The organism is Siphonobacter sp., assembly GCF_048595215.1.
GTDB lineage: Bacteria > Bacteroidota > Bacteroidia > Cytophagales > Spirosomataceae > Siphonobacter.
Genome location: NZ_JBMDWJ010000061.1, coordinates 1 through 22701, shown reverse-complemented (window position 1 = coordinate 22701; position 22701 = coordinate 1). Strand labels below are relative to the sequence as shown.

At 50.5% G+C, this 22701-nt stretch carries 16 protein-coding genes; 3 read left to right on the top strand and 13 right to left on the bottom strand.

What is annotated here, in order from left to right; translation table 11 throughout:
• Positions 1 to 65 precede the first annotated feature (65 nt).
• From ACOJTG_RS03835 to ACOJTG_RS03820, 4 genes are all read right to left on the bottom strand, one after another.
• The gene (locus ACOJTG_RS03835) at positions 66 to 1007 is read right to left on the bottom strand and encodes a bifunctional helix-turn-helix transcriptional regulator/GNAT family N-acetyltransferase (RefSeq protein WP_420152601.1); all 942 of its coding nucleotides are present in this window, start codon (positions 1005 to 1007) and stop codon (positions 66 to 68) included.
• Positions 1008 to 1513: 506 nt separating this feature from the next.
• Positions 1514 to 2473 (bottom strand): Kelch repeat-containing protein, encoded by a 960-nt coding sequence (locus ACOJTG_RS03830; protein ID WP_420152600.1) that lies wholly within the window; start codon positions 2471 to 2473, stop codon positions 1514 to 1516.
• Positions 2474 to 2506: 33 nt separating this feature from the next.
• Positions 2507 to 3190 carry a 3-keto-disaccharide hydrolase gene (locus tag ACOJTG_RS03825; RefSeq protein ID WP_420152599.1) on the bottom strand — a complete coding sequence of 228 codons (684 nt, stop codon included), beginning with the start codon at positions 3188 to 3190 and terminating at the stop codon, positions 2507 to 2509.
• Between the two features lie 43 nt (positions 3191 to 3233).
• Positions 3234 to 3956, bottom strand: coding sequence for a DUF72 domain-containing protein (locus ACOJTG_RS03820; RefSeq protein WP_420152598.1), 723 nt, complete (start codon positions 3954 to 3956; stop codon positions 3234 to 3236).
• 186 nt (positions 3957 to 4142) lie between these two features.
• Here ACOJTG_RS03820 and ACOJTG_RS03815 point away from each other — a divergent pair, with 186 nt between their 5' ends.
• Both ACOJTG_RS03815 and ACOJTG_RS03810 read left to right on the top strand, forming a co-directional pair.
• Complete coding sequence (locus ACOJTG_RS03815; RefSeq protein ID WP_420152597.1) at positions 4143 to 6593, top strand: phosphocholine-specific phospholipase C; 2451 nt, start codon at positions 4143 to 4145, stop codon at positions 6591 to 6593.
• 189 nt (positions 6594 to 6782) lie between these two features.
• A complete protein-coding gene (locus ACOJTG_RS03810; protein ID WP_420152596.1) occupies positions 6783 to 7607 on the top strand; it encodes a helix-turn-helix domain-containing protein in 825 nt (274 codons plus the stop codon).
• A gap of 215 nt (positions 7608 to 7822) precedes the next feature.
• Here ACOJTG_RS03810 and ACOJTG_RS03805 read toward each other — a convergent pair whose 3' ends face one another.
• The 7 genes from ACOJTG_RS03805 to ACOJTG_RS03775 form a co-directional block, all read right to left on the bottom strand.
• Entirely contained in the window at positions 7823 to 10588 is a 2766-nt protein-coding gene (locus ACOJTG_RS03805; RefSeq protein ID WP_420152595.1) for a M14 family metallopeptidase, read from the bottom strand.
• Positions 10589 to 10657: 69 nt separating this feature from the next.
• Positions 10658 to 11296 carry a hypothetical protein gene (locus ACOJTG_RS03800; RefSeq protein WP_420152594.1) on the bottom strand — a complete coding sequence of 213 codons (639 nt, stop codon included), beginning with the start codon at positions 11294 to 11296 and terminating at the stop codon, positions 10658 to 10660.
• 223 nt (positions 11297 to 11519) lie between these two features.
• Positions 11520 to 13124, bottom strand: a complete 1605-nt coding sequence (locus ACOJTG_RS03795; RefSeq protein WP_420152593.1) for a SusD/RagB family nutrient-binding outer membrane lipoprotein — start codon at positions 13122 to 13124, stop codon at positions 11520 to 11522.
• A 22-nt stretch (positions 13125 to 13146) separates the two neighbouring features.
• A complete protein-coding gene (locus ACOJTG_RS03790) occupies positions 13147 to 16677 on the bottom strand; it encodes a SusC/RagA family TonB-linked outer membrane protein (protein ID WP_420152592.1) in 3531 nt (1176 codons plus the stop codon).
• A gap of 253 nt (positions 16678 to 16930) precedes the next feature.
• A complete protein-coding gene (locus ACOJTG_RS03785) occupies positions 16931 to 17869 on the bottom strand; it encodes a FecR family protein (protein WP_420152591.1) in 939 nt (312 codons plus the stop codon).
• Between the two features lie 117 nt (positions 17870 to 17986).
• Positions 17987 to 18574: an RNA polymerase sigma factor gene (locus ACOJTG_RS03780; RefSeq protein ID WP_104715104.1), complete on the bottom strand. Its 588-nt coding sequence runs from the start codon at positions 18572 to 18574 to the stop codon at positions 17987 to 17989.
• A 443-nt stretch (positions 18575 to 19017) separates the two neighbouring features.
• Positions 19018 to 19446 carry a VOC family protein gene (locus ACOJTG_RS03775; protein ID WP_420152590.1) on the bottom strand — a complete coding sequence of 143 codons (429 nt, stop codon included), beginning with the start codon at positions 19444 to 19446 and terminating at the stop codon, positions 19018 to 19020.
• Between the two features lie 217 nt (positions 19447 to 19663).
• On the opposite strand from ACOJTG_RS03775, the gene ACOJTG_RS03770 reads away from it, so the two are divergent.
• Entirely contained in the window at positions 19664 to 20644 is a 981-nt protein-coding gene (locus ACOJTG_RS03770; RefSeq protein ID WP_420152589.1) for a GlxA family transcriptional regulator, read from the top strand.
• Positions 20645 to 20820: 176 nt separating this feature from the next.
• Here the strand turns inward: ACOJTG_RS03770 and ACOJTG_RS03765 are convergent, their stop codons facing one another.
• Positions 20821 to 21357, bottom strand: coding sequence for a pyridoxamine 5'-phosphate oxidase family protein (locus ACOJTG_RS03765; protein ID WP_420152588.1), 537 nt, complete (start codon positions 21355 to 21357; stop codon positions 20821 to 20823).
• A gap of 52 nt (positions 21358 to 21409) precedes the next feature.
• Entirely contained in the window at positions 21410 to 22537 is a 1128-nt protein-coding gene (locus tag ACOJTG_RS03760) for an acyltransferase (RefSeq protein WP_420152587.1), read from the bottom strand.
• Between the last annotated feature and the right edge of the window lie 164 nt (positions 22538 to 22701).

The following is a 22701-nucleotide window of genomic DNA, read 5'->3' as shown; positions in this document are numbered from 1 at the left end:
AGTTACTGGTTAATTGTTGTTGGGGGTGATACTGCCCATGGGCTGAGCGGGTTGGTACATAGGCTTTATAAATCACATTGCATGCGGATGTCGGCTCGCTCGTAGGGGGTGGCGGTCATAGCGACTTTGTAGAAACCTAGTTTTTTGTAAAGTTCGATGGCGGGTACCAGTCGCGTGTTGGATTCCAGCCATACCTGGGCGGCTCCGGCTTCGCGGGCTTTCTGTAAAATGGCCTGCCCCAGCTTTTTACCAATTTGTCGTCCCTGTACCTGCGGTGAAACGGCCATTTTGACCATTTCAAAGTCGCCGGGTTTCTCCTGTACCAGAGCTACGGTACCGACAATTTCCTGTTGGTAGCGGGCAAAGAGAATGACGCCACCTTTTTGCAGAATATGTTCGGGATGATCGAGCTGTTCGAGATCGTGGGGTTCGAGCCGAAAGTATTGCTCGATCCAGGCCTGATTCAGGGATTTAAAGTACGGAGCATAGGCCGGATCGTAATCCAGAATTTCCACTTCTTCCAGCTGCTGAGTTTTGAGATAGTCTTTAAAGATGCTGAGATAGTCCTGCTGGGCAAGTACGCCTTCGATTTCCTCTACCGCCCAAAGCAGGTTGTGCCGACGCTCGGCAATTAGTCTGGTATTGACAGCCTGAATATGAGCCCAGACTTTCTGAAATTCGGGACGCAAGGCCTCTCCTTTTTCAGATAGCTTCAGAATTCGCTTGCGTTTATCCGCATCCGATTTCCCGGATACAATGAGTCCGTCCTGTTCCAGTTGTTTGGCCAGTTGAATGACGCCCGGATGGGAAAAGCCAATGTATTCCGCTAACTCGCTAATACCCATAGGACCTACTTCACAAAGCGTCCAGAATACGGGAAAACACTTGGGATCAAAATTCAGTCCGTATTGCTGATAAACCGCCCGGGCGTACAGGTTCACGGATTCGGCCAGTCGCCGCATCCGGCTAACGAAAGCCAAGGGTCCCAGTTGTGAAATGATATCCATATTTAATAAATTACGTAATTACTTACGCAATTTATTACAGGAATGCGATTGAATCCAAATTATAGCGTACAAAAGGTATTTATATCAGGCGTTAACCCAAGGTTATTTACGGTTAAACTTCTTGGGAGTTTGTTTTAGTTAACGTGAGCTATGCGGAGTTTTTGATTAGATTCTTTTTTACTGACTCTTTAAAACATTGTGGGCATTTAATTTCGCTAGTTTCATATGCTATGCGATATGCGTCAAGCCCGGTAGGCTCAGCCTACCCATTAAAAAAGTCCGTAGCGGATGCTACGGACAACTCGCCCGGTCAATCTTATCGGTTTTCTAAAGTGACGCCCCTCGGAAAGCTGGCATTGGGTGAATACAGGTTTGGGGACCTGCATCTGTATAATTACCACACCCTAACCCCGAAGGAATTCAACCTGAATAACCCGTGTGCAATGCAGGGTATTCTTGCTCCCCTATTAAACATCAAACCACTTCAAACACAATTCTTCAAACCTTCACTTCAACACTTCCAGATCATTCAGCTCCGGACCACCGCCGTGATTAGCCGAACCTGCTCCGATGTAAATTTTTCCTTTATAAACCACCGCCTGCGTCGCATGACGTCCTTTTTTTAGCGTAGGTCCTTTCGTCCAGGTATTGGTTTTGGGGTCCAGAATTTCGGCTTCGTTGTGAGCCAGTAACTGCGGACTTTCGCCGCCGATCACCCAAACCTTGCCCTGGTGCGTTACGGCCGTACCACCCGCCCGTTGCGTGGGAATGTTGGAGGTAGCGGGTAGGGTCTCCCACGTGCCTTTTTTGAAATCGTATACATCCACTTCGGCAATGGTTGTTTCCAGGACCTTGTTAATCCGGGCCGTGGAGTTCCGACCGCCCGCCAAATACATTTTGTCTCCCACGACCGCCGCCGCAATGTGGTCGCGGGTACGGGGGGCATCGGCGAGTTTTTTCCAGGTATCCGTCTTCGGATCGTACTCATCCAGCCAGGCTACATGTCCGTCGTAATGCCCATCAATGATGCCGCAGCTCATGTAGATTTTATTTCGGTATACCACCACGCCCGTCGAACCCCGTAGCCGATCCTTGGGAATCGACGGGCCTTTTCGCCATTCCCCTTTCGCAGGGTTATAGATATAGATGTTGGGGATGGGCGTCTCGTGCGGAAATTTTCCTTCAAAGGCTCCCATCACGTAGATTTCACCGTTGTAGGTGATCGCCTGAAAATGATGCATCTCCAGAGGTGGCGACGGCAGGCGTTGCCAGATTAGCGTATTTAGGTTAAGGGCCTCCAAGGGTCGCGTCCCGCGGCCACCGATGGCGTACAAACTATCTCCCACCAGCGTTGCCGCACTTTCGTGACGCGTTGCACACGTATTTTGCGTGGGTACGGACTGCCATTCCTGAGCCTGAGCCGCTAGTCCTAGCAGGATCAAAGCTCCACTGTATAGCATTTTCATAGGTAGATCCATGAAGAGTGTGAACCGAAAAGACTACAAACGCCGAATCTTAATGTCCCGCAACCAGACTTTTTGCCCGTGGTGCTGAAACATGAGTAGTCCATCCGTAGAGGTGGCAAACTTGGGATTGCTCGAAAACTTGCTATTCCGGATCAACTCCTGTAAATCCTTCGAACCAATTTCGTACGTCACCACTTTTTCACCATTCAGCCAGTGCTCCACGTGATTTTTATTGACAATAAGCCGGGCATCGTTATACGTTCCTACGGGCCGAAGCTTTTTGTTCGTAGGCGTAATCAGATCATACAGAGAACCCGCCGAGCGTTTGGGCTCTTTATCGTTGAAATTGATGTCGTCAAGAATCTGCATTTCGAAATTGTCCAGCCAGTTCGGACTGTTGCCGTTCCCGGCCTGACTGGCGGCATCTTCTTTCATGTAATAAAAAACGCCGCTGTTACCCGCTTCCGACACTTTCCATTGAAAAGCCAGCTCGAAATCCTTGAATGATTCTTTGGTCACCAGATCAATGTTCGGTACGCCCGTTTGCGTTACCAGGGCCCCTTCTTCCACTTTCCAGGCATCCGTTGGGAAGGTTTTCATCCGGTATCCCCGCAGAGCCGCGGTTGATTTGCCATCGAACAAATAGATCCAGGTGGGCTTAGGTTTAGAAGCCGTGAATACTGCCAACGTCAGGAGGCTAAGGATTACTTTTTTCATGCGTTAAAACTGGGTTTAGAGTATGATTCAAAGGTACTCGCTTCTAGGATTCTTCGTTCAAGATTTGCTGAAAAGTCTGGGCGTCTTCGACCATGTGTCTATTATTGAAAAAGACATAGGCCGGTCCTTCTTCGGGCAGCAATTCCTTCAGCTCCCGTAGTTCCTGCTCCTCGTACTGGTACCGCCAGCCCTCCCGCCCGTGCAAGCGAAAGTACGTGGTTTCGGGCGTTGTTGTCTGTTGAACAAAAGGATCAACCACGTGCCAGAGGTGCAGGTCTTCACACAGTCCTTCCACCACATCCCATTCCCAATCGCCCCGGGGTTCCCAGGCCAGATGTAGCGTACCCCGATCGAGTTCTGAAAAAAAACGTTGCAGTTGATGCACGTTTTCCGGCGTTTGCCGAAAACTAGCCGGACATTGAAACAGCACCACGCGAGCCCCCAGGGCCTCCGCACAGGCACGGGTCGTTTGCCAAGCCTCTTCGACAATGGCCGTAGCACGGAAGGCACCCGCCTCTTGTTTTTCCTGATCCGTGAGTTTTCGTTTGAGTCGTTTGTAGGTCGGACTTTTTGCTTCGTGCGTAATGAGCTGCCAGGCTTTCAGCGTAAACTCGAAAGGGGCGGGTACTTCCTGCCGCCAGCGTTCGAGCGTACGCAGCTGCGGAGGCTGATAAAACGTATGTTGAACTTCCACACAGGAAAGTTTCTGAACGTATTCGGTTTGGGTGCCGTTAAAACCGCAGGTACCCACGTGAACGTTTTTCATAATCATTCATACAGTCAACGTATAGGGTAGTAACGAAAAACCTTCCATTCGGTTTAATTCAGTTTTACCGGCTGGTAACAAAAAAATAATTTGGCACGTAAGCCGAGTGTTCGCCAGTTTTGTAGGTATTCTTTCGTTACCAGCGTTCGAAAATTCGTTTCCCCATTTTACCTGCCTGATTCATCCATGGATTCCAGAAGAGATTTTCTAAAAAAAGCAGCGTTATTATCCAGTGCAGCCGGACTGGCGGGTTTACTGCCCGCTTCCATTCAGAAAGCTTTTGCCATCGATCCCGAAGCCGGTACTACGTTTCTGGATGCCGAGCACGTGGTGATTCTCATGCAGGAAAACCGTTCGTTTGACCATACGTACGGTACGCTTCAAGGCGTACGGGGTTTCAACGATCCACGGGCGATGGAGCAGCCCAATCGTAAAAAAGTTTGGTTTCAAACCAATGCGAAGGGGGAAACGTACGCTCCGTTCCGGCTGAACATTAAAGATACCAAGGCTACCTGGATGAGCTCGCTGCCACATTCCTGGGAAAATCAGGTGGATGCGTTTCATGGCGGTCGCATGGATGGTTGGCTGGAAGCTAAGAAATCCGGACACAAGGATTACGCCGATATGCCCCTTACGCTCGGCTACTACAACCGCGAGGATTTACCCTTTTATTACGCGCTGGCCGATGCCTTTACGGTTTGTGATCAAAATTTCTGTTCGTCGCTGACGGGTACTACGCCCAATCGCTTGTACCTCTGGACGGGTACCCTCCGCGACCCTCGCAACCCGAAAGCTCAGGCCAATGTTCGGAACGAAAACGTTGATTACGAGGATGAAGTAAGCTGGAAAACCTTTCCCGAACGACTGGAGGAAGAAGGAATCTCCTGGAAAGTGTACCAGAATGAGATTAGCCTTTCGACGGGGCTAGAGGGCGAGGAAGATAGCTGGCTGGCCAATTTCACCGACAATCCGCTGGAGTGGTTTTCGCAATTCCGCGTACGTTTTCATCCGGCCTACCGCACCTATATTCAAAAACAGGTGACGGTTTTACCGGAGAAAATAAAGACGCTGGAAGAAAGTCTGCGTAAACTGGGAACGAGCGATCCTAGCTACGAAAAGACAAAACGTACGCTGGATTCCTATAAAAAAAGGCTGCAAACGTTTCAGTCTGACCTGAAACAGTATACGCCCGAGGCCTTTGCCAAGCTTTCGGCCAAAGATAAAAGTCTGCATCAGCGAGCGTATACCACAAATGTTAACGATCCGGACTATCACCAACTGACCACGCTGAGCTACGAGGAAGCAGGGCAGCAACGTAGTGTCCGCGTCCCGAAGGGTGATGTTCTGCACCAGTTTCGCAGCGATGTCAAGAACAAAACGCTGCCGACGGTTTCCTGGGTAGTGGCTCCTGAAAACTTCTCGGATCACCCGAGTGCTCCCTGGTACGGGGCCTGGTACCTTTCGGAAATGCTCGACATTCTCACGCAGGACCCGGAAGTCTGGAAGAAAACCATTTTTATACTGGCGTACGATGAAAACGACGGTTACTTTGATCACGTACCACCCTTCATTCCCGCCCATCCCGATCAGCCCGAAAGTGGCCGGACGAGTGCGGGTATCGACACCCGACTGGAATTCGTGACAGCCGAGCAGGAAGCTTCCCGCAAGGAGCACGGCCGGACGGGCCCGATTGGCCTGGGTTTCCGCGTACCCCTGGTGATTGCTTCGCCCTGGAGCCGGGGCGGTTACGTGTGTTCGGAGGTATTCGATCATACGTCCGTCGTACAGTTCCTGGAAAAATTTGTGAGTCATAAACACGGTAAAACGCTTAGGGAAACAAACATCAGCGACTGGCGACGGACCGTATGCGGGGATCTGACCTCGGCCTTTCGTCCGTACGCGGGAGAAAAAATGACGCTTCCGACCTTCGTATCCCGCGATCCCTTCGTTCAATCCATTCATCAGGCTCAGTTCAAGCCACTGCCGACGGGTTACAAAGCCTTATCTACGGAAGACCTTCGTCAACCCGCTACCGTCTTACCCCAGCAGGAAAAAGGGATACGCCCTTCGTGTGCCCTGCCCTACGAGCTTTACGCCGATGTAGTGCCTTCGAAGCAGGGCCTTCAGCTCGTTGTTTCGGCGAAAAACGAATTGAAAGGATCTACGGGTGCTCCTTTTCAGGTGCATGAACAAAGCGGAGGTGCTTTGAAAATCCGCTCGTACACGGTAGCGGCGGGTGATACCTTGCGGGATTCCTTTCCGACTACGGCTCAGCTCAAAGTATATGGTCCGAACGGTTTCTACCGGGAATTCAGCGGGGAATCAATTCAGGTTTCCTGTGACTATCAACGAAACCGACAGAAGCAGTATACGGGCCAACTCGTGCTACGTATTCAAAATCTCAACTCTACGGAAGATTGCCCTGTAAGCATTACCGATGAGTCGTACGGAAATCAGGCTATTTCGAAAACACTGGCCCGGGCCGGACAACCGGGTGATCGAACGGAACTGGTGATTGATTTACGGAAAAGTCATCAGTGGTATGATCTCAGCGTAAAAGGGGGTGATTCGGTGTATCGGTACGCGGGCCGGGTAGAAACGGGGAAGGCGGGGTATACGGATCCTTTGCTGGGTTAACAGGCATTATGACATGAATTCAGCGAACGGAAGCAACGGATGCAGGTTTCCATTTTCCCCGCATTTCATAGGGGGAAAATTACATGAAACCCCTTTGGAGTTACGTGGCCATACAGAGAAACACATAGAGGAAACCAGCCAATAGAGTAAAGCGATTTCTCCGTACCTTCGGATTTTACACCTGCTCGAATGATGGAATCAATCGGACGCCGCATTACTGCTGCCCCTGAACTGGCCGACCTGATCGGTCATTACTACGAAATTCAGACGCCATCGGGGTTTGATCCGCAGGTCTATCATCTGTCTCCGTCGCTGGAAATGATGCTGGCGTTCAATTTCGGTCCACCGATACGATTTTCGTTTGGGAACCAGCTGGATCGATCCATTCAGAAAATTTTTATTCTGGGTCCGTTACGTCATATGCTGACGTATGAGTTGAGGGCCAACGCCGATCTTCTAATTATTAATTTTACCCATAACGGTTTTTATCGGCTCCTGGCTCAATCGATGCAAAACCTGAATCTGGAAGAATGGTCTGAATCAAAGCTTCTGGCCCAAACCCAGCAACTCGAAGAGCTTTGGCAGAACCTGGCTTCGTTTCCCGATACTCACCAGCGGATTGAATACCTTAATTCTTACCTCATTTCACGCCTGGCTCCCGACGAAGCTGAAGCGGTGCCTTTACTCACGCACGCAGCGGCTTTTCATTCGCCCGTGGTAAGTCCGGTAAAAATCATCGCCGCAGAAACGAACCGCACTGAGCGTACCGTACAGTTACGCTTCAAAAAATACGTGGGTTATTCGCCGAAAGAACTGCTGCGGTTTCTTCGTTTTAAGGAAGTCCTGCATACGCTGACGAATCGCTCAGAGGCATCCGTCAACTGGTTTGAATTGATTGAACAGTACGGCTATCACGATCAAAGTCATCTCATCAAAGATTTCCAGTACTACACAGGCGTTTCGCCCCGGCAATTTCTGAAACTCAGCGATGCGTTTTGTAGCAGTAGGGATTAGAGGCTGTTTATTGGCCAAGCCTGGATTCCTGCACCCGTTCCCCTCTCTTCAAGCATACCTCCTAATCCTGAAGGAGTTTACTGATTAGACCCGTATGCCCTGCGGGGAAACGACACACTCATTACCTCCTGTCGCGATGCTTCCAACAGAATGAACGCAATAAAAAAGGCTCCAACCCTTGCGGAATTGAAGCCTTTCGATCGTAAAAACGGTGTTTAGTATAATTGATTAAATAACCATTTGAAAGTTCCGTGCGACTGAGCCCGGAACGTAATTTCGGGTCCGAAGGCGTACAGTTTTCCTTGGCCCACTTTGGCTTCAAACGCGGCTACGCCATCCTGTAGATAGGCTTCTCCCCAGGCCCAGCCACTGCGTAAAGGTTTATTGTTGGGGAACCACGCGAGTGGCGTCAAATGACCTTTGGCGACCGCTTCCGAACTCAGATGAAAAACGGGGCTATTGTCAAAATACACATCGGCCTGACCGGGCAATCCCCAGCTGGCTTTCGCTGAAGAATCGACACTGACCCGCAGAATACTGCCGGGTACGTAGTACTTGCCACTGGGTAATTCACGTTCCTCACCCGTAGCGGTCAACTCGGACAAGGCACTGCGTACCGGTAACCCGAGGTGATACGCCAGGTTCGTGCTCGAACCAATCGTGACTACTTTTCCGCCTGCTTCGAGGAACGCTTTCAGTGGAGCGATGGATTGATTAGCCGTAATCCGTCCCATGGTAGGATGAAACTCGGAGGGAATCTCCTCTTCTTTCGTTTCCGTTCGGAAAGCGGCGTAGGGATCATTATCCGCTCCGCGATACACTGGAATGGCTCGCGTGACGAATACGATCACGTCATACTTGTTCTTCAAATTACCCGCGTCTATCTCCTTCGAATAAACGACGTTACAGGGAAAATGATACTGCTCCATCAACCAGCGTACCCAGCCCGAGGGCATCGAGCCGCCGTACGTATCCCACAAGGCAACGCGTAGGGGTTTTACTTTTTCCATCGCCTGCGTCGGTTTTTTGGAAAGCCCCGTCACTCGCAGTCCAGCACTTTGAGCAACCTGATCCAGCGTCGCCTTGGCTTTGGCACTGGCGGGTACGTAAAAATTGCCCATCTCCGATCCTTGTGTAATTCGGAACACCTCCACACCCGCTTTCTGAAGATCATTCACGGCCAGGAACGCGTCATTCATTTTCGTACTCAGCACATACCCCCCGGAACCCGCGGCTACTTTGGCGGGAATCGTTTGTAATTCTCCGTAGGGTAGGCGTTGGAACGGTCCGTCGAAACCTTCCAGCATGCGGTCAAACGTGACGCCCATCTGATACGCCAGCGTCCATCCGGCGGCATCGTACGGACGAATCGGAGGGCCACCGGGATACTGGAAGTCATTGGGGTAGTTTTGGGGTTCAAACATGTCAATGATGTGCGGGCGGAAGGCCTGAGCCGTTTTCACAATGAACGAACCCGCTGGATACTTTTTCCCGGCAATGGTGAAATCTGTCGTTGCTTTTTCTACCCCAATGCCGGTACGGATGAGGGCATTGACGAATTTGGTTGCCGTAGCAAAATCGGCCTGGTTGGCAGGAATGATGTATCCCCGCGGATCGCGTAAGAGCGGATCCCGCATGACGCTTTCATAAAACTTAAGTGGCATACCCGCACTCCGCGACCCCCAACCCATAGGATCTGCGGCAGCGGCCGCTACGCCGCCCCCGCGAGCCCCACGGGTTTTGGCCTGATCGGCTTGGTAGGCCGTATTAATCGCTTCAATACGTTTAGGGTACGGCGTCCAGTAATCGGAGCTGCCCCGCTCGATGGAGTTTTTACCCATCGAATAAATGTTATACAGCAGATGATCGCTGTTGCGGGCGGCGTAATCCAGCACGGCGAAGTTCAGCGAAACCGAATAGTCGATGGATTGCTTAAAATGCCACTTTTGTGGTGTAACGGGATTAGGCGTATTGTTATTGGGAATCAGTCGGCTAGGTACTAGCGGTACCTCTTCGGGCGTTGGGCCGCCGATGATTTCCGTCAGCAAACCAATCATGTTGTGGAAGTGGGTCGTCGTCCGTAATCCACCGTTGTACCAGGTTGAAAAGCTTGATCCATTCAGACGGGTGAAGCCGGGCTTTTTCTCGGCGTTCAGGCGGTTGTACATCGCCGCACCCAGGGCGTCAATACCCGTTACCATCATCGGATCAAAGACGTAGTTGAAGGGATCGCGGTACGGTGGACCCGCTAAAACCGACCCCGCCGGCCCCCGCTGGTGGTGGTTGTACATGATTTGCGGAATCCACTCTACGAATAACTGCCGACCCACGTTTTGCGATTCTTTCATGTTGAGCATGAAATAATCGCGGTTGTTGTCGTGACCGATGTACTTATGGTACAGCCGGGGAATGGTTTCCATTTTGCGTTTTGTTGGATCTTTTTCCCGCATGTACCAATTGGCCACCAGTTCTTGTCCGTCGGGATTGATGTGCGTAAAGAGAATCACCACATTATCCAGAATTCGCTTGGTTTCGGCATCGGTACGCGTCGTGACCTGATACAATGTTTCGATGAGCTGATGCGTAGCGACCATTTCCGTCGAGTGAATACCGCCGTCGATCCAAACAATGGCCTTTCCTTCCGCGGCCATCGCCCGGGCCTGCTCCTCACTCAGTCCTTCGGCACGAGCCATTTTGGTGGAGATTTCCTTGTACCGATCCAGCTTTTTATGGTTGTCCGCGGACGTTACAATCATCATGATCTGATCGCGGCCTTCTTCAGTCTTGCCAATAACCTGTAGCTTCACCAGATTGGGTACGGCCTGAGCCACTTTCTTGAAATACGCCTCTGTTTGCGTGTAATTGGCCAGGTGATAATCGTCGCCAATGGCAAAACCAAAATGTTCTTTAGGCGTCGGCACCTGAGCCCTGCTCACGTGCACGCTTACGCAAACCAAAATGAAAATCAGACGTTTAAACATAGGCTAGTGATCAATTAGATGCGTTGATTGTTTAGCGTTTGGTACAAGCTTTGAAGAATAGGTACTTATTTACTGGTTTTTGAAGCGTACACCGATCCGGCAGTCACAGGGTTCCCCCCGGGATTCGTCGCAGGCATTGTCCTGAAACTGGACGATGCGTTTTCCATTCTGCATCGTCAGGATGAATTTGAAGAGAAAATAATCATTAACGGCCACCTTACTCAGGTCGGTGTTGGTGATCTGAGCCAGTTGCGTCGGAGTGAAGCGGTAGGTCTTGGGAAACTGCGTAACCGATTCGTACAAAATATCCGTTTTGGCCACCGTACTCGGTAAGGGAAACTGCCGTTCCGTGGGCTGTACCCCGGCCAGGGATAGCGTAATGGGATACGCCGGCGGACTCGATTCCCGCTTGTTATAGCTCACGTATACATCAATGGACTGTACCGGGCTATCCCCAATGTTATTCGCATCCAGGGTCCATTCGAATACTTGACTGGTAGCGAAGTTGGGATCTTTCAGGTTGAAAAAGGAAACCTTGGCCGTCTGCACCGTCGGCAAAGCGGAGGTTTGCAGATTCAGCGTAGCCTTGGGCGTGGCCGTAGTCGTATAGTTTTCCCAATCGTAATCGACGGTTTTGCAGGAAGCCAAAGCCGCGAGCGTCGTCAGGATTGCGTAAATCAGGTATTTGTTCATAGAATATGTTTTCATCAAATGCCGTTTATTACTGGAGTTTAAACGTTTCAGCGGTTTATAAAAGCGTCAAATGAAGGGTCGTTAGGGGTTTGCTTCGTTTTCTAAATAGGTCCTTGTAAATAGATCGGGACTTGTTCTTGAGCGACGGCTGACTAGTAGCCCCTAAGCATTCCATGCGGACCAAAAGATCAACCTATTATATGATCAGCTTATTTTAGCCCAATAAGCCTTTCAAACCCTACTTATCCCAAAACACCGGCGTTAGCTGCTGAGCCCGTTGCACGGCATCCCGATTGGCGATCACCGAAGCATTGGAGGTCATTTCTGTTTCGGAATAGTAGAAGCGGAAGGGGAACGTATCCAGGGGCGACACCAGATCTTCGAGTTGCGGTAGACCCGTCCGGCGGTAATCGTTGTAGGCTTCAACACCGTTGCCGTACAGGGCAATCCATTTTTGCATCATCAGTAATTGCATCTTGCCTGCGGCATCAGCGGCATCGTACTGCTGACCCAAGCGGGTAATAAAGCCCGTGATGGTAGTGGCCGGAATGGCGTTTCCTTTATTACTGGCCGAAAGCGTACTGACGCTCGTGAGTTGAGCCGTTACGGCATCAAGCAACAGTTTGCGGGCATCTTCCCCCGTGTTGAGCGTTAAGGCCGCTTCCGCCCGGATGAAGTTGACCATGGCATTCGTAATCAGGGGCAGAATACCCGCTCCCGTTCCATCGCCCGACGTAAACAAGGCAATTCGGAAAGAATTAGCCGTGGTACCAGCACTGGCTCCTTCGTTGTTCAACAACTGATTCGCGGAAGTCAACGTGGCAATGGTCCCGTTGTCATACAAACCCGCGGCGGGATAAATGCCGGAAATAGCCCGCGTACTGTGGTCGGCGGGGGAAGCCGCACCGTCGCCCGGATACCGTCCGTAATACCCATCACCGTTGGTCGCATTTGCCAGACCAGCATTGGACCGCATCCGGAATACGTAATACCGCAGACGAGGATCATCCTGTTGTTTCAGGCGATTAATCAGCGTCATACTCATGTAGCCACTGCGACTGGTATTGTAGGAATTGATGTACCAGGGATGGCGGGAGTTGGGCGTCACGTTGCTACCATAGCGGAAGGTGAAATCATGAGCATTCTCCGTCATGAGCGGGACACCGCTGCTGAGTAGCGTCCGAATGCCCTGCTCGGCCCGGGCGGGGTCAACCAAACGAATCTGATTGAACATTTTCAGTTTCAGCGAGTAAGCCATGCGTTGCCAGCGTTCCTTCGAGCCCTGATAAAACAAATCAGCACTGCTCGTAACCGTAAAGCCTTTTTCCATGTCAGCCAGGGCTTCGTCAATCAGCGTGAAGAGGCTGTTGTAAATATCCTGTCCCTTGTCAAAAACCGGGTCAGTGTAGGTACCGCCTGCCTGCGTATAGGGAATGTCGCCCCATACGTCCACCATGATGCTGTAGAGATAGGCTTTCTGTAGTTTCGCAATGCTGACGTAGCCCCACTGCTGCTGCTCAGTACCGGTTTTAATGATCGTTTCCAGATCGGGAATGGCCCCGGTGTAGAACCCGGACCAGGACGAAGAAAAAGTACCTCCCGACTGATCCCAGCGGTTCAGGTTTCCTGAACCCCAGTGCTGAACCACGGCCGATCCTCCACTGTTAATGCCCGTAAAATTACCCGCAATCGATACCTGCGTACCCGATAGTAATAAACTCAGGTTTGGTTCCGTCGGGTTATTAGGGTCGCCATTAATGTCAACAAATTTCTTGCAGGCACTCGTCGTGAGGATCAATACAAAAGCGACTAAAAACGAGATAGGACGATGCGTTCCGTTCATGATACCTGTGGTTTGCATTACGTTAAAAACTGGCTCTCAGGTTGACCCCGAACCGGCGGGTGGTGGGTACGCCGAGTGAATCGAAACCCGCGTTATTGGCCGCTCCCGTACTTACTTCCGGATCGTAATTCATGTACTTCGGGGTGTTGGGAGCTTTATACCAGAGGTTTCGGCCGCTCAGGGAAATGGATACGGAACCAAAGGGCGTTTTTTGCAGGATATTGGAGGGCAGCTGATAGCCCAGCGACAGCTCCCGCAACCGAAATACGGTCGCGTCGAACACGTAGCCCTCGCCAATTCCTCCCGGACCGTAGCCACCACTGAAGAAGTAGTCGATGACCGTCAGGGCCGTATTGTTTGGAATTTTGTTGCCGCTTTCATCCAGGATGGGCTCCAGCGTATTCACGTTGCCCAGTACACCCGGTCCGACCCAAAGCGTTTCGCGGTTTTCCGTATCGCGGGTTACGCCCCGCGACAGAGCATTTCCGATGTTGGTCGAGTAAATCGCTCCACCCTGTTTCCAGTCAAAGAGTACGTCAAACGTGATGCGTTTGTAGGAAAAGCTGTTGTTTAGGCCCACAATGAATTTGGGATTGGGATTACCAATGGGTCCGCTCGTAGCGGCTGCAATGGGCTTAGCCGTCTGCGGATTCACCAGAATGTTACCCTCGCTATCGCGGGCGTATCGACTGCCATAAATCTGCCCGTAGGGTTGTCCGGCAATGTGGATATTATTGCCGTACACCAACTGAGCAAAGCCCCCCAGATCATCCACATTATTCCGGTTACGGGTGAAGTTGGCATTGATATTCCAGCGGAAACCCGAAGCCAGCGATACGGGCGTTGCACTAATTCCCAGCTCAATTCCTTTGTTGGAGGTTTGCCCAAGATTAATGATGCGATCCGTGAAGCCCGTCGATGGAGCTGACTTTACGGTAAAAATCTGCGAGGTACTGCGTTTGTGGTAGTACGTCAGATCAATGGAAAGGCGGTTGTTAAAGAACTGTAGCTCGGTACCGGCTTCAAATTCCGTGATGAACTCCGGCTTCAACCGGGCGTTGGATAACACGTCGCCCAGCGTCATGGTACTCACATTGGATTGGACCGGATTAGAAAAGGGAGCGTCCAGATCCCCCGCACTCGCGTTGGCGTTAAACACGTTCACGGTTTGATACGGCTGGGCTTCATTTCCCACCTGCGTATAGCCCACACGAACTTTACCGAAATTCAGGATGGGGCTATTGAGACCGAAGGCTTCCGTAAAGATGAACGAACCGTTTACGCCTCCGTACAGGTAGCTGCGGTTTTCCGGTGGAAGCGTGGAAGATACATCATTCCGTCCCACAATATTGAGCGAAGCAAAACTCTTGTAATCCAGCGTAATATCCGTAAAGAACGCGTAAAACCGCTGTCGGATCATCGCCCGGTTATTGGGCAGGCTTCCCAGGGTAATCGTCGAGGTATTGTTGATATTATTGATCCCAGCCGTGATAATATTGGTACCGACAAAGGCCGAGCGGTCGGTCATCCGCTGGTTGATGTTATTGCCGAAAATGGCCCGCAGTGAAAAATCCTGCTTAATGGTTTTCGTGATCGTCACCAGCAAGGTATTGTCCAATTCCTGCCGGTAGATATTATCCGTATTGATGGTACCGTTGGCGTATACTGACGAGCCCTTGCCCAGTACACTCACCCGGCGATCCGTGTAGGCGTTGAAACCCGCCGTATTCTGAATGTTCAGCCAGCTTAAGGGGTCAAAACCGAGTACAAAGTTTCCGTAATACCGGTCCACGTTACTAGTCGCTGGACTGTGTCGGATGGACCAGTAGGGATTGTCAACCCCCGCGTAATCGTACACATTCGCTCCGGTGTTGGGATTTTCGTAGGGGTAACCCGTCAGATCGTAACTCGTGGGCAAATAATACATCGTGCTCATAATGGAACCGCTCCCCCCGATTGGAGGCGATTTCTGATCCGTCATGACGTAATTGATGGTTCCACGCACGTAAAATTTGTTATCCAGCCGGGCATTTCCACCAACGTTGATGGACGTACGGGCAATCTCATTACCCGGAACAATACCCTGGTTGGTCGTACGGCTCAGGCCCACCGTAAAGTTTCCTTTTTCGCTACCACTATTCACCGTCAACGCATTTTCGTAAACGGAGCCGGTGCGAAAGAAATCCCGCTGGTTTTTTCCGGCGTACGAGCGATACGGTACCTGCACGGGCGTAACGCCATCGGCTTCATAGAACTGCGGAAAATCGGCGGCTGAAAAACCAGCCCGGGCCAGTGGATGCGGAATCGTCGCCCGCGTACTGTAGGCCGAACCCGAGGAACCATACACGGCACTTCGGTAATCGCCGTTGGTTCCCTGCCCGTACAATTGCTGATACTCGGGCAATCCGGCGATCGTTTCGGCGGAATAAGAGGTGTTGTACGTGATTTCTGTACCCTTCCGGCTCTTCTTCGCCGAAGCTTTCGTGGTAATGATGATGGCCCCGTTCGCCGCCCGCGATCCGTAGAGGGCCGCCGCGGCGGCTCCTTTCAGTACGGTCATACTCTGGATGTTGTTGGGGTCAATGTCGAAGGCCCGACTGGCCGTACTCTGGTTGCTCTGCGTTTGGTTGTTGCCGGTTACCGGGGCAAACGTCGAATTATCGAAGGGTACCCCATCGACGACGTACAGCGGCTGGTTATTATTTCCCAGCGACGAATTTCCCCGAATCGTAATGTTCGTGGCTCCGCCCGCCACACCGCCCCCACCCTGGACGTTGACCCCGGCTACTTTTCCGGCTAGGGCCCGTACGGGATCAGGTTCGTTTTTCTGGGCTAAATCGGTCGTACTGAGCGTACTGACTGAGTAGCCTAAGGCGTTGGCCTTCCGTTCGATACCAGCGGCCGTCACCACTACTTCCGTCAATTGTTTGGTCTCATTTTCCAGGATAACGTCAATAGTGGTTTTGCCCGCTACGGCAATTTCCTGACTCGTGTAGCCAATGAACGAAAACACCAGAACGCTGGTCTCGCTGGGAGCCGTAATCAGGTATTCGCCCTGGGCATTCGTTACGGCTCCGATGCCCGTTCCTTTCACTCGCACGTTTACGCCGGGCAGTTCACTACCGTCTTTGGCCGTAACTTTCCCTTTTACTTTAATTTCTGCTTTCGAAGTTTTTTTAGACTCCACCGATTCCCGAATCCGCTCGGAAATGATATAGGTCTCGCCAATTTTTTCATACGTCAGGTTTAGGGGTGAGAGTACCTGCTGCAGATTTTCCTCTAGACTACGTTTGCCAGTACCAACGGTTGCCTGTATACGTTTATCCTGCACCAGCTTCTTCTGATAGGCAAACTGTACCCGGTACTTCTTTTCCAGTTGCTGAAAAACTTCCGTTAGCCCTTTCGTAGCCGGGGTGGCGGGCCGGGGCCGCTCTTCCCTTTCGGCCTCCGCTCGGGCAAAGTACGCCGGGGTTTGTCCCGCAGCCGAACAAACGATCCCGGTTATCAGTAATCCGACTAATCCGCTGCTCTTCCTTCGTAGTAGTAATCCCATAGGTAGCCAATGGTTTGCGAAATGAGAATGGTCGTACTTCAGCGGTAAGACAACCATACCCCAGGGCTAAGGTCCCCCTGCCATTAAAGATTTTTCATTTTATTTAATAGGTTATACTCTTTGTTTATATATTACAAATTTTGACAAAATCCAAAAAGGCAAAATATTATTTCGAAAGGCCGTTTTTAGCCAGTACAGAAAAAGGCCGTTGCAGCGTAGTACTGCAACGGCCTTTTCGATCCCTAGACGTTTTTTACTCAGCCGGAACGGCCATCCCACTGGCTTCGCGAATGGTTACTAATCCTTTTCGCTGCACAATCTCTACATCGAGGGTACGAGCCAGAATTTTCAGAACCTGTCCCAGATCCTTTTGCGAAAGTTTGCCGGTGAATTTAAGATGATCGAGATGATCCTGAATCACAACGTGGATGTCGTAATACGCTTCTAGTACACGGGCAATTTCGATAAGCGTAGCATCGTCAAACACGAACAGTTCATTTTTCCAGGCCAGCCATACGTCCCCTTTCGCGGACTGAACGGTAAGGTGTTGCTGTTCATAGGTGGCTAATTGTCCGGGGGAAAGTTCGGCGACTTGCTGTTCTTTCTTGAGGGTCACTTTTCCTTCTTCGAGAAACACGCGGGTACTGCCCTTTTGCGTGCGTACATTGAATTGCGTGCCTTTTACCTCTACCGTCAGTTGATCGGGCGTTCGGACAATGAACCGGGGATGTTTTTTATTCTTGGCCACCTGAAAATACGCTTCTCCGGTCTGCATTTGCACTTCACGAGTATCACCCTGCCAGGGATCAGCGTACCGCAAGCTACTGTTTCGATTCAACCAGATCACTGAGCCATCCGACAGACTGACTTTCCGAATGCCTTGATTCTGCGTACGTACCTGCGTGTAATGGGTGGGTACGGACGAGCGAAAGTACGGGCGGGCGTAGAAGACTCCCCCACTGACCAGGGCCAGCGTAAGACAGGCGGCCCAAAGTGTTTTTACTCGCGTGGGTTTCGGACGGAAGGTAACGGCCTCGCTGGCTTCGATCTGCTGTTCGAGGTATTCATCCAGCACCTGTTCCAGTTCACCTTGTTTATAAAGTTCAATGAAGGTTTCCAGTTCCGGCAAACTGGCTTTCGACTGGATGTATCGCTCAACGAGCTTCTGGCGTAAGACCTTGTTTTCTTCCATGAATAAGCAATAAGAGGGTTGATCTCCGCTTCGGAGGTTGAGGTTGCGGGGGTAAGACAAGTGAGAGCACCCGGAAGGTCCCCTTACCCGTTAAAATAATTGGGATACCGTTCCTTTTTATCCTTCGAAAAGAACCGTTGCCAGCACGCTGAATGTGATGCCCAGGTCTTTTTCGACGGCGATTTTCAGTACTTTCATCGAACGTACCATGTGTTTTTTGATGATGTTGCGGGAAACGCCCAGTTCAGCGGCGACTTCTTCGTAGGAAAGTCCCTGTTGACGGCACAGTTCAAAAACCCGCCGACTCTGATTCGGTAAGGTGGCTAGTACCGATTGAATAAACCGCTGGTATTCAATCGTCTGCCATTCATCATCTACGGATGATGAGGTTTGTTCATACGTTTTAACGAAGGAACTGAGATTTTTTTCTTCCGATAAGACTTTTTTCAGAACGTTGAGACTCAGGTTTTTACCAGCCGTCAGCAGATACGATTTGAAGGCACTGATTTCCGGTAGCCGACCCCGATCTTCCCAAATCCGGAGAAATACTTCCTGACAAATGTCTTTCGTTACATCCGACGATTTCACGATGGAATACACAAAACGGTACAGAAGCGGCCGGTAGCGGTCGTGCAATTCCGCAAAGGCATTTGCATGGCCTTCGGAGGCGAGCTGCAGCAGTACTTCTTCAGTCAGGAGACGCATAAGTAGAAGTATTGGTTAAGTAAGTCGTTGCAATCGGAACTAGACAACTGCCATAACCTAGATCCTTTGAAAAGGGACCAGGCTACGTTTGCTCGTACGTTTACACGGGAGCCGCCTACGCTGGGGAAGGATTTTCAACGGACTCCGGTAACGTAAAGAATTAAGGTACTGAATGCGTACAATGCCAAAGGAAAGCTGCGGCTCTTGCCTGAGGGGAAGAGCTAATTAAGCAAGGAATTCGTAGAAATCAAAGAATTATCCGAAACGATTTTAAGCGTAATTTTCTACTCTACCGGTCGTACCGAAGCAAATGCAAGCATGACGTTGATTCCTTCGGGCCGTTTTGCTTACACGGTTTTTCTCAGTATAACCGAATGATTAGGTAATAAAAATAGCCCAGAAGACTTGTTGGACGTCTTCTGGGCTGTGGAATGGTACTGTGATCAGGATTGCGGTGTATAGTCGATCATCCATTGAATGCCATAGGCGTCCGTTAGCATGCCAAAGATTGTACCCCAGGACGAAGGCTCCAGGGGTACGCTTACCTTCCCTCCCAGGGAAAGCCCCTCGAACAATCGCTGGGCTTCGGCCTGGCTGTCCGGCGTGAGCGTAAGGGAAATCTGATTACCCGGCATCAGGGTATGACACATGGAATCGAGTACATCCGTACCCATCAGAATGACGCCACCCTTGCCCAGCGGCAAGGCGATATGCATCAACTTATGCTGCTCATTTTCGGGGACATTTGTGGCTTCGGTCGTGTCTTTGAAGCGTATTAACGTCAGAAATTCGCCACCAAACACGCTTTGGTAAAAGCGAAAAGCTTCTTCGGTAGTACCGGGAAAGTTGAGATAGGGATGTGCCGTGAACATAAATAAGAAACGTTGAATAAGTAAAAGAATTTAATTCAGACTAATTGGGAAACGGAGCCGTGTATCGCCAAAGAACAGATCATCCAACGAGCAACGTTAATTTCTTTTCCCGAGCAGTTCTTGGGCAAAAGTAGCGTCTCCTTATCTAACGAGCGGGGGGTAAATCCGTCCATCTATAGGGTTGATTGCGACAGGTTTTTTCCCTAGTTTTACTCCTATGAAGCACATCTCTATTCTGGTGCCGCAAGGGGCTATTTTAGGAAGTCTGGAGGGCTCTCGCCAACTGTTAACGCAGGTGAACGCATTCGTAAAAATGCAGGGACAGCCGCCCCTGTTTAAGGTACAGCTGGTGGGTCTCTGCCGGGAAACACCCGTGAGTGGTGGCCTCTTTACCGTCCACGCCGATCACTTGCTGGAGGACATCACGCATACGGATCTCATCATCATACCGGCGGTAGATGGTAATATTGAAGAGGCTATAGAAAAGAATAAACGCTTCATTCCCTGGATTACGCAGCAGTATCAGCAGGGGGCGGAGGTGGCCAGTTTGTGTATGGGAGCGTTCATCCTGGCTTCGACGGGTTTGTTACGGGGGCGTAAGTGTGCTACCCACTGGATGGCGGCCAACGATTTCCGCCGCATGTTCCCGGATGTTGAGCTGTTAACCGAAAAAATTATTACGGACGAACAGGGCATTTACTCCAGCGGTGGGGCTTTTTCGTACCAAAACCTGATTTTACACCTGATCGAAAAGTACGCGGGTCGCGAACTGGCCATTCTTTCAGCCAAAGTTTTTGCGATTGAAATTGATCGGATCAGTCAGTCTTCATTCATGATGTTTCAGGGACAGAAAGATCACGAGGATACACTGGTACGCAAAGCTCAGGACTTTATCGAATCTAATTTTACGGAACGCATCACCGTCGAACAATTATCGGATCGGCTGGCCATCAACCGCCGCAGTCTGGAACGACGCTTCAAAAAGGCGACGGGGAATACGGTCAACGAATACATGCAGCGGGTCAAAATCGAAGCTGCCAAGAAGAGTTTTGAAGTGAGCCGTAAAAACATCAACGAAGTGATGTACGACGTAGGCTACTCGGATACGAAAGCCTTTCGGGTAATTTTCAAAAAGACCACCGGCATGACGCCTCTCGATTATCGAAACAAATACAACAAACAGGCGGCGGCTTTGTAAGTATAGCTACTTCGTTTTATTCGATACATTACTTAACCCATGCTTAACGTATCTGCTTTCACGAACTTTCGTTTTCAGTAGGCTGCCGTTAACGCACAGAAGTTGGGGTCTCTACTAAACAATAATGTCCGACAAGAAGCTCTTGTTGGACATTATTCAGACCTATAATCCAATACTTAGACTTTCAATTTTCCTTCGATCGAATCATCCAGGGTTTTACCTACCAGGGCTCCCACGGCTGTTTTCACCATAGCCACGGCATTCCCGTGTTTGTTGTCCCAGTAATAGCCTTCTTCAGCGGCTACCTGAATAACCGTAATCCGGGGATCGTCTTCTCCTTCGGTAAACCAGGCTTTTAAAATGGGATTCCAGAGTTCTTTGATTTTTTCCTTGTCCTTTGAAATCGTAGCCCGACCGTATACGCTCAGGAAATCAGAATGAGCGGAGCCTTGGAATAACAGGTGAACGTAGGGGTCTGCCTGAATATCCGCGTTTTTGTTACTATCGTCAGAGCTCAGGAACCAGAAGTTGCCCGATTCATCGACTTCCTGTACGGACATCGGGCGTACCTTCAGCGGTTGACCGCTCGTGATTCGCGTACAAAAATGACAGGTGCTGTTTTTTTCGGCTAGTTCGTTGATTTTCTTTCCGGCCTCGTTCCCTGCTAAATCTTCCTTGTTCTTTTCAGGTTGCTGTTGATTGATACTATCCATGATATTAGCGTTTTATCTGTTCGCCTAACCTTACAAAGACTGTTCCAGTCCTTTACCGAATGAATCGCCGGGTCAGGGAGAACTGATCCATAAGCCGGGCAATCAGATAACTTATGCCAAAAACCGAAAGGGCCATCCCCAGAATGTGTACTACCGGTGGCAATGAACCCAAGGCTCCCAAAAGGTCATACATGACATCCACAAAAATGAAATGACACAAGTACATCCCAAACGTCAGATAGGCCAGACGCGACCACCCGGCGGAAGGGCTGGCTTTTGCTTTCTGAACGAAGAGAAATACGGGAAACGTCATGAGGAAAACGTTGATACCGGCGAAATACCAAACAATTTCCAGATAGGCGTAATTGCCGGGAAACGATTGTTGCATGAGCACGTAGCCCCCAGCCGTACTGGCGTAGCCAACTAGAAACAGAGGAATACCTACAGCTAACGTTTGATTCCAGGTCCAGTTTAGTGGATACCTAACCAGATAGTACGCCAGCACCAGATACCCGATAAATCCCGAGAGGTAATAAAAAGTACCGTAATCGTTCCAGTCGCATACCCCTAGAATTCCCTTGTTGCCGTAATTGCCGGGATAGCCCAGTATCGGAGCCACCATTTTCACGTAAGGTAGAACCAGGGATATAGCCCAAACTTTCAATACCACCTCCACGTCTTTTTTAGTGGCCTGCTGTAGCCAAACGCTGAAAATCGGCATCACCAAATACAGCCCGATCAGCATGTAGAGATACCACAAGGGAATCGTGGCGAAGTTGAAATTGAAGACAAAGGTGTAGAGCTTGCGTAACGTAGCGGGCAACGTATGATCGGTCTTATCAATTGCCGGATTCATGGTTCCGGGGTTGATGAAGTTGAGATATACATAGAAAAGGATGGGCAGTACGAGCGACCAGAAGACCAGGGGTATCAGGATCCGTCCGATCCGTTTTTTGTAAAATTCGCTTACACTACTCGTTACGGGGAACAACAGAACGCCGCTTAGCATCACAAACAGCGGAACGCAGGGGCGGACCAGACTGCCGATGGCTACGCCCGTCAGGAAGGATTCGCGGTCGGCGTCAAACTTAGCGACAAAGGGATCACAACAGTGGGACAGAATCACTAAGAAACAGGCCAGTACCCGAAGCCGGTCTACCCAGCCAATGGTTTCTTTCATAGTTAGGTTTAGTAAGGGAGGTCATGCCGGGCGATACCCGCTTAAATGAAATGGAGCAGTCCGATTAAAGAGAAGACAAATTTGCTTGATGCATAGCAGTAGCTTACCCTTTTGCCATTCTGAAACAGGTTGCAAATTAAGGTAGGAAATCTCAATAAACCGGG

Coding starts and splice junctions, on each gene's coding strand:
- ACOJTG_RS03835 (WP_420152601.1), bottom strand. CDS start 1,007: ATGGATATCATTTCACAACTGGGACCCTTGGCTTTCGTTAGCCGGATG.
- ACOJTG_RS03830 (WP_420152600.1), bottom strand. CDS start 2,473: ATGAAAATGCTATACAGTGGAGCTTTGATCCTGCTAGGACTAGCGGCT.
- ACOJTG_RS03825 (WP_420152599.1), bottom strand. CDS start 3,190: ATGAAAAAAGTAATCCTTAGCCTCCTGACGTTGGCAGTATTCACGGCT.
- ACOJTG_RS03820 (WP_420152598.1), bottom strand. CDS start 3,956: ATGAAAAACGTTCACGTGGGTACCTGCGGTTTTAACGGCACCCAAACC.
- ACOJTG_RS03815 (WP_420152597.1), top strand. CDS start 4,143: ATGGATTCCAGAAGAGATTTTCTAAAAAAAGCAGCGTTATTATCCAGT.
- ACOJTG_RS03810 (WP_420152596.1), top strand. CDS start 6,783: ATGATGGAATCAATCGGACGCCGCATTACTGCTGCCCCTGAACTGGCC.
- ACOJTG_RS03805 (WP_420152595.1), bottom strand. CDS start 10,588: ATGTTTAAACGTCTGATTTTCATTTTGGTTTGCGTAAGCGTGCACGTG.
- ACOJTG_RS03800 (WP_420152594.1), bottom strand. CDS start 11,296: ATGAAAACATATTCTATGAACAAATACCTGATTTACGCAATCCTGACG.
- ACOJTG_RS03795 (WP_420152593.1), bottom strand. CDS start 13,124: ATGAACGGAACGCATCGTCCTATCTCGTTTTTAGTCGCTTTTGTATTG.
- ACOJTG_RS03790 (WP_420152592.1), bottom strand. CDS start 16,677: ATGGGATTACTACTACGAAGGAAGAGCAGCGGATTAGTCGGATTACTG.
- ACOJTG_RS03785 (WP_420152591.1), bottom strand. CDS start 17,869: ATGGAAGAAAACAAGGTCTTACGCCAGAAGCTCGTTGAGCGATACATC.
- ACOJTG_RS03780 (WP_104715104.1), bottom strand. CDS start 18,574: ATGCGTCTCCTGACTGAAGAAGTACTGCTGCAGCTCGCCTCCGAAGGC.
- ACOJTG_RS03775 (WP_420152590.1), bottom strand. CDS start 19,446: ATGTTCACGGCACATCCCTATCTCAACTTTCCCGGTACTACCGAAGAA.
- ACOJTG_RS03770 (WP_420152589.1), top strand. CDS start 19,664: ATGAAGCACATCTCTATTCTGGTGCCGCAAGGGGCTATTTTAGGAAGT.
- ACOJTG_RS03765 (WP_420152588.1), bottom strand. CDS start 21,357: ATGGATAGTATCAATCAACAGCAACCTGAAAAGAACAAGGAAGATTTA.
- ACOJTG_RS03760 (WP_420152587.1), bottom strand. CDS start 22,537: ATGAAAGAAACCATTGGCTGGGTAGACCGGCTTCGGGTACTGGCCTGT.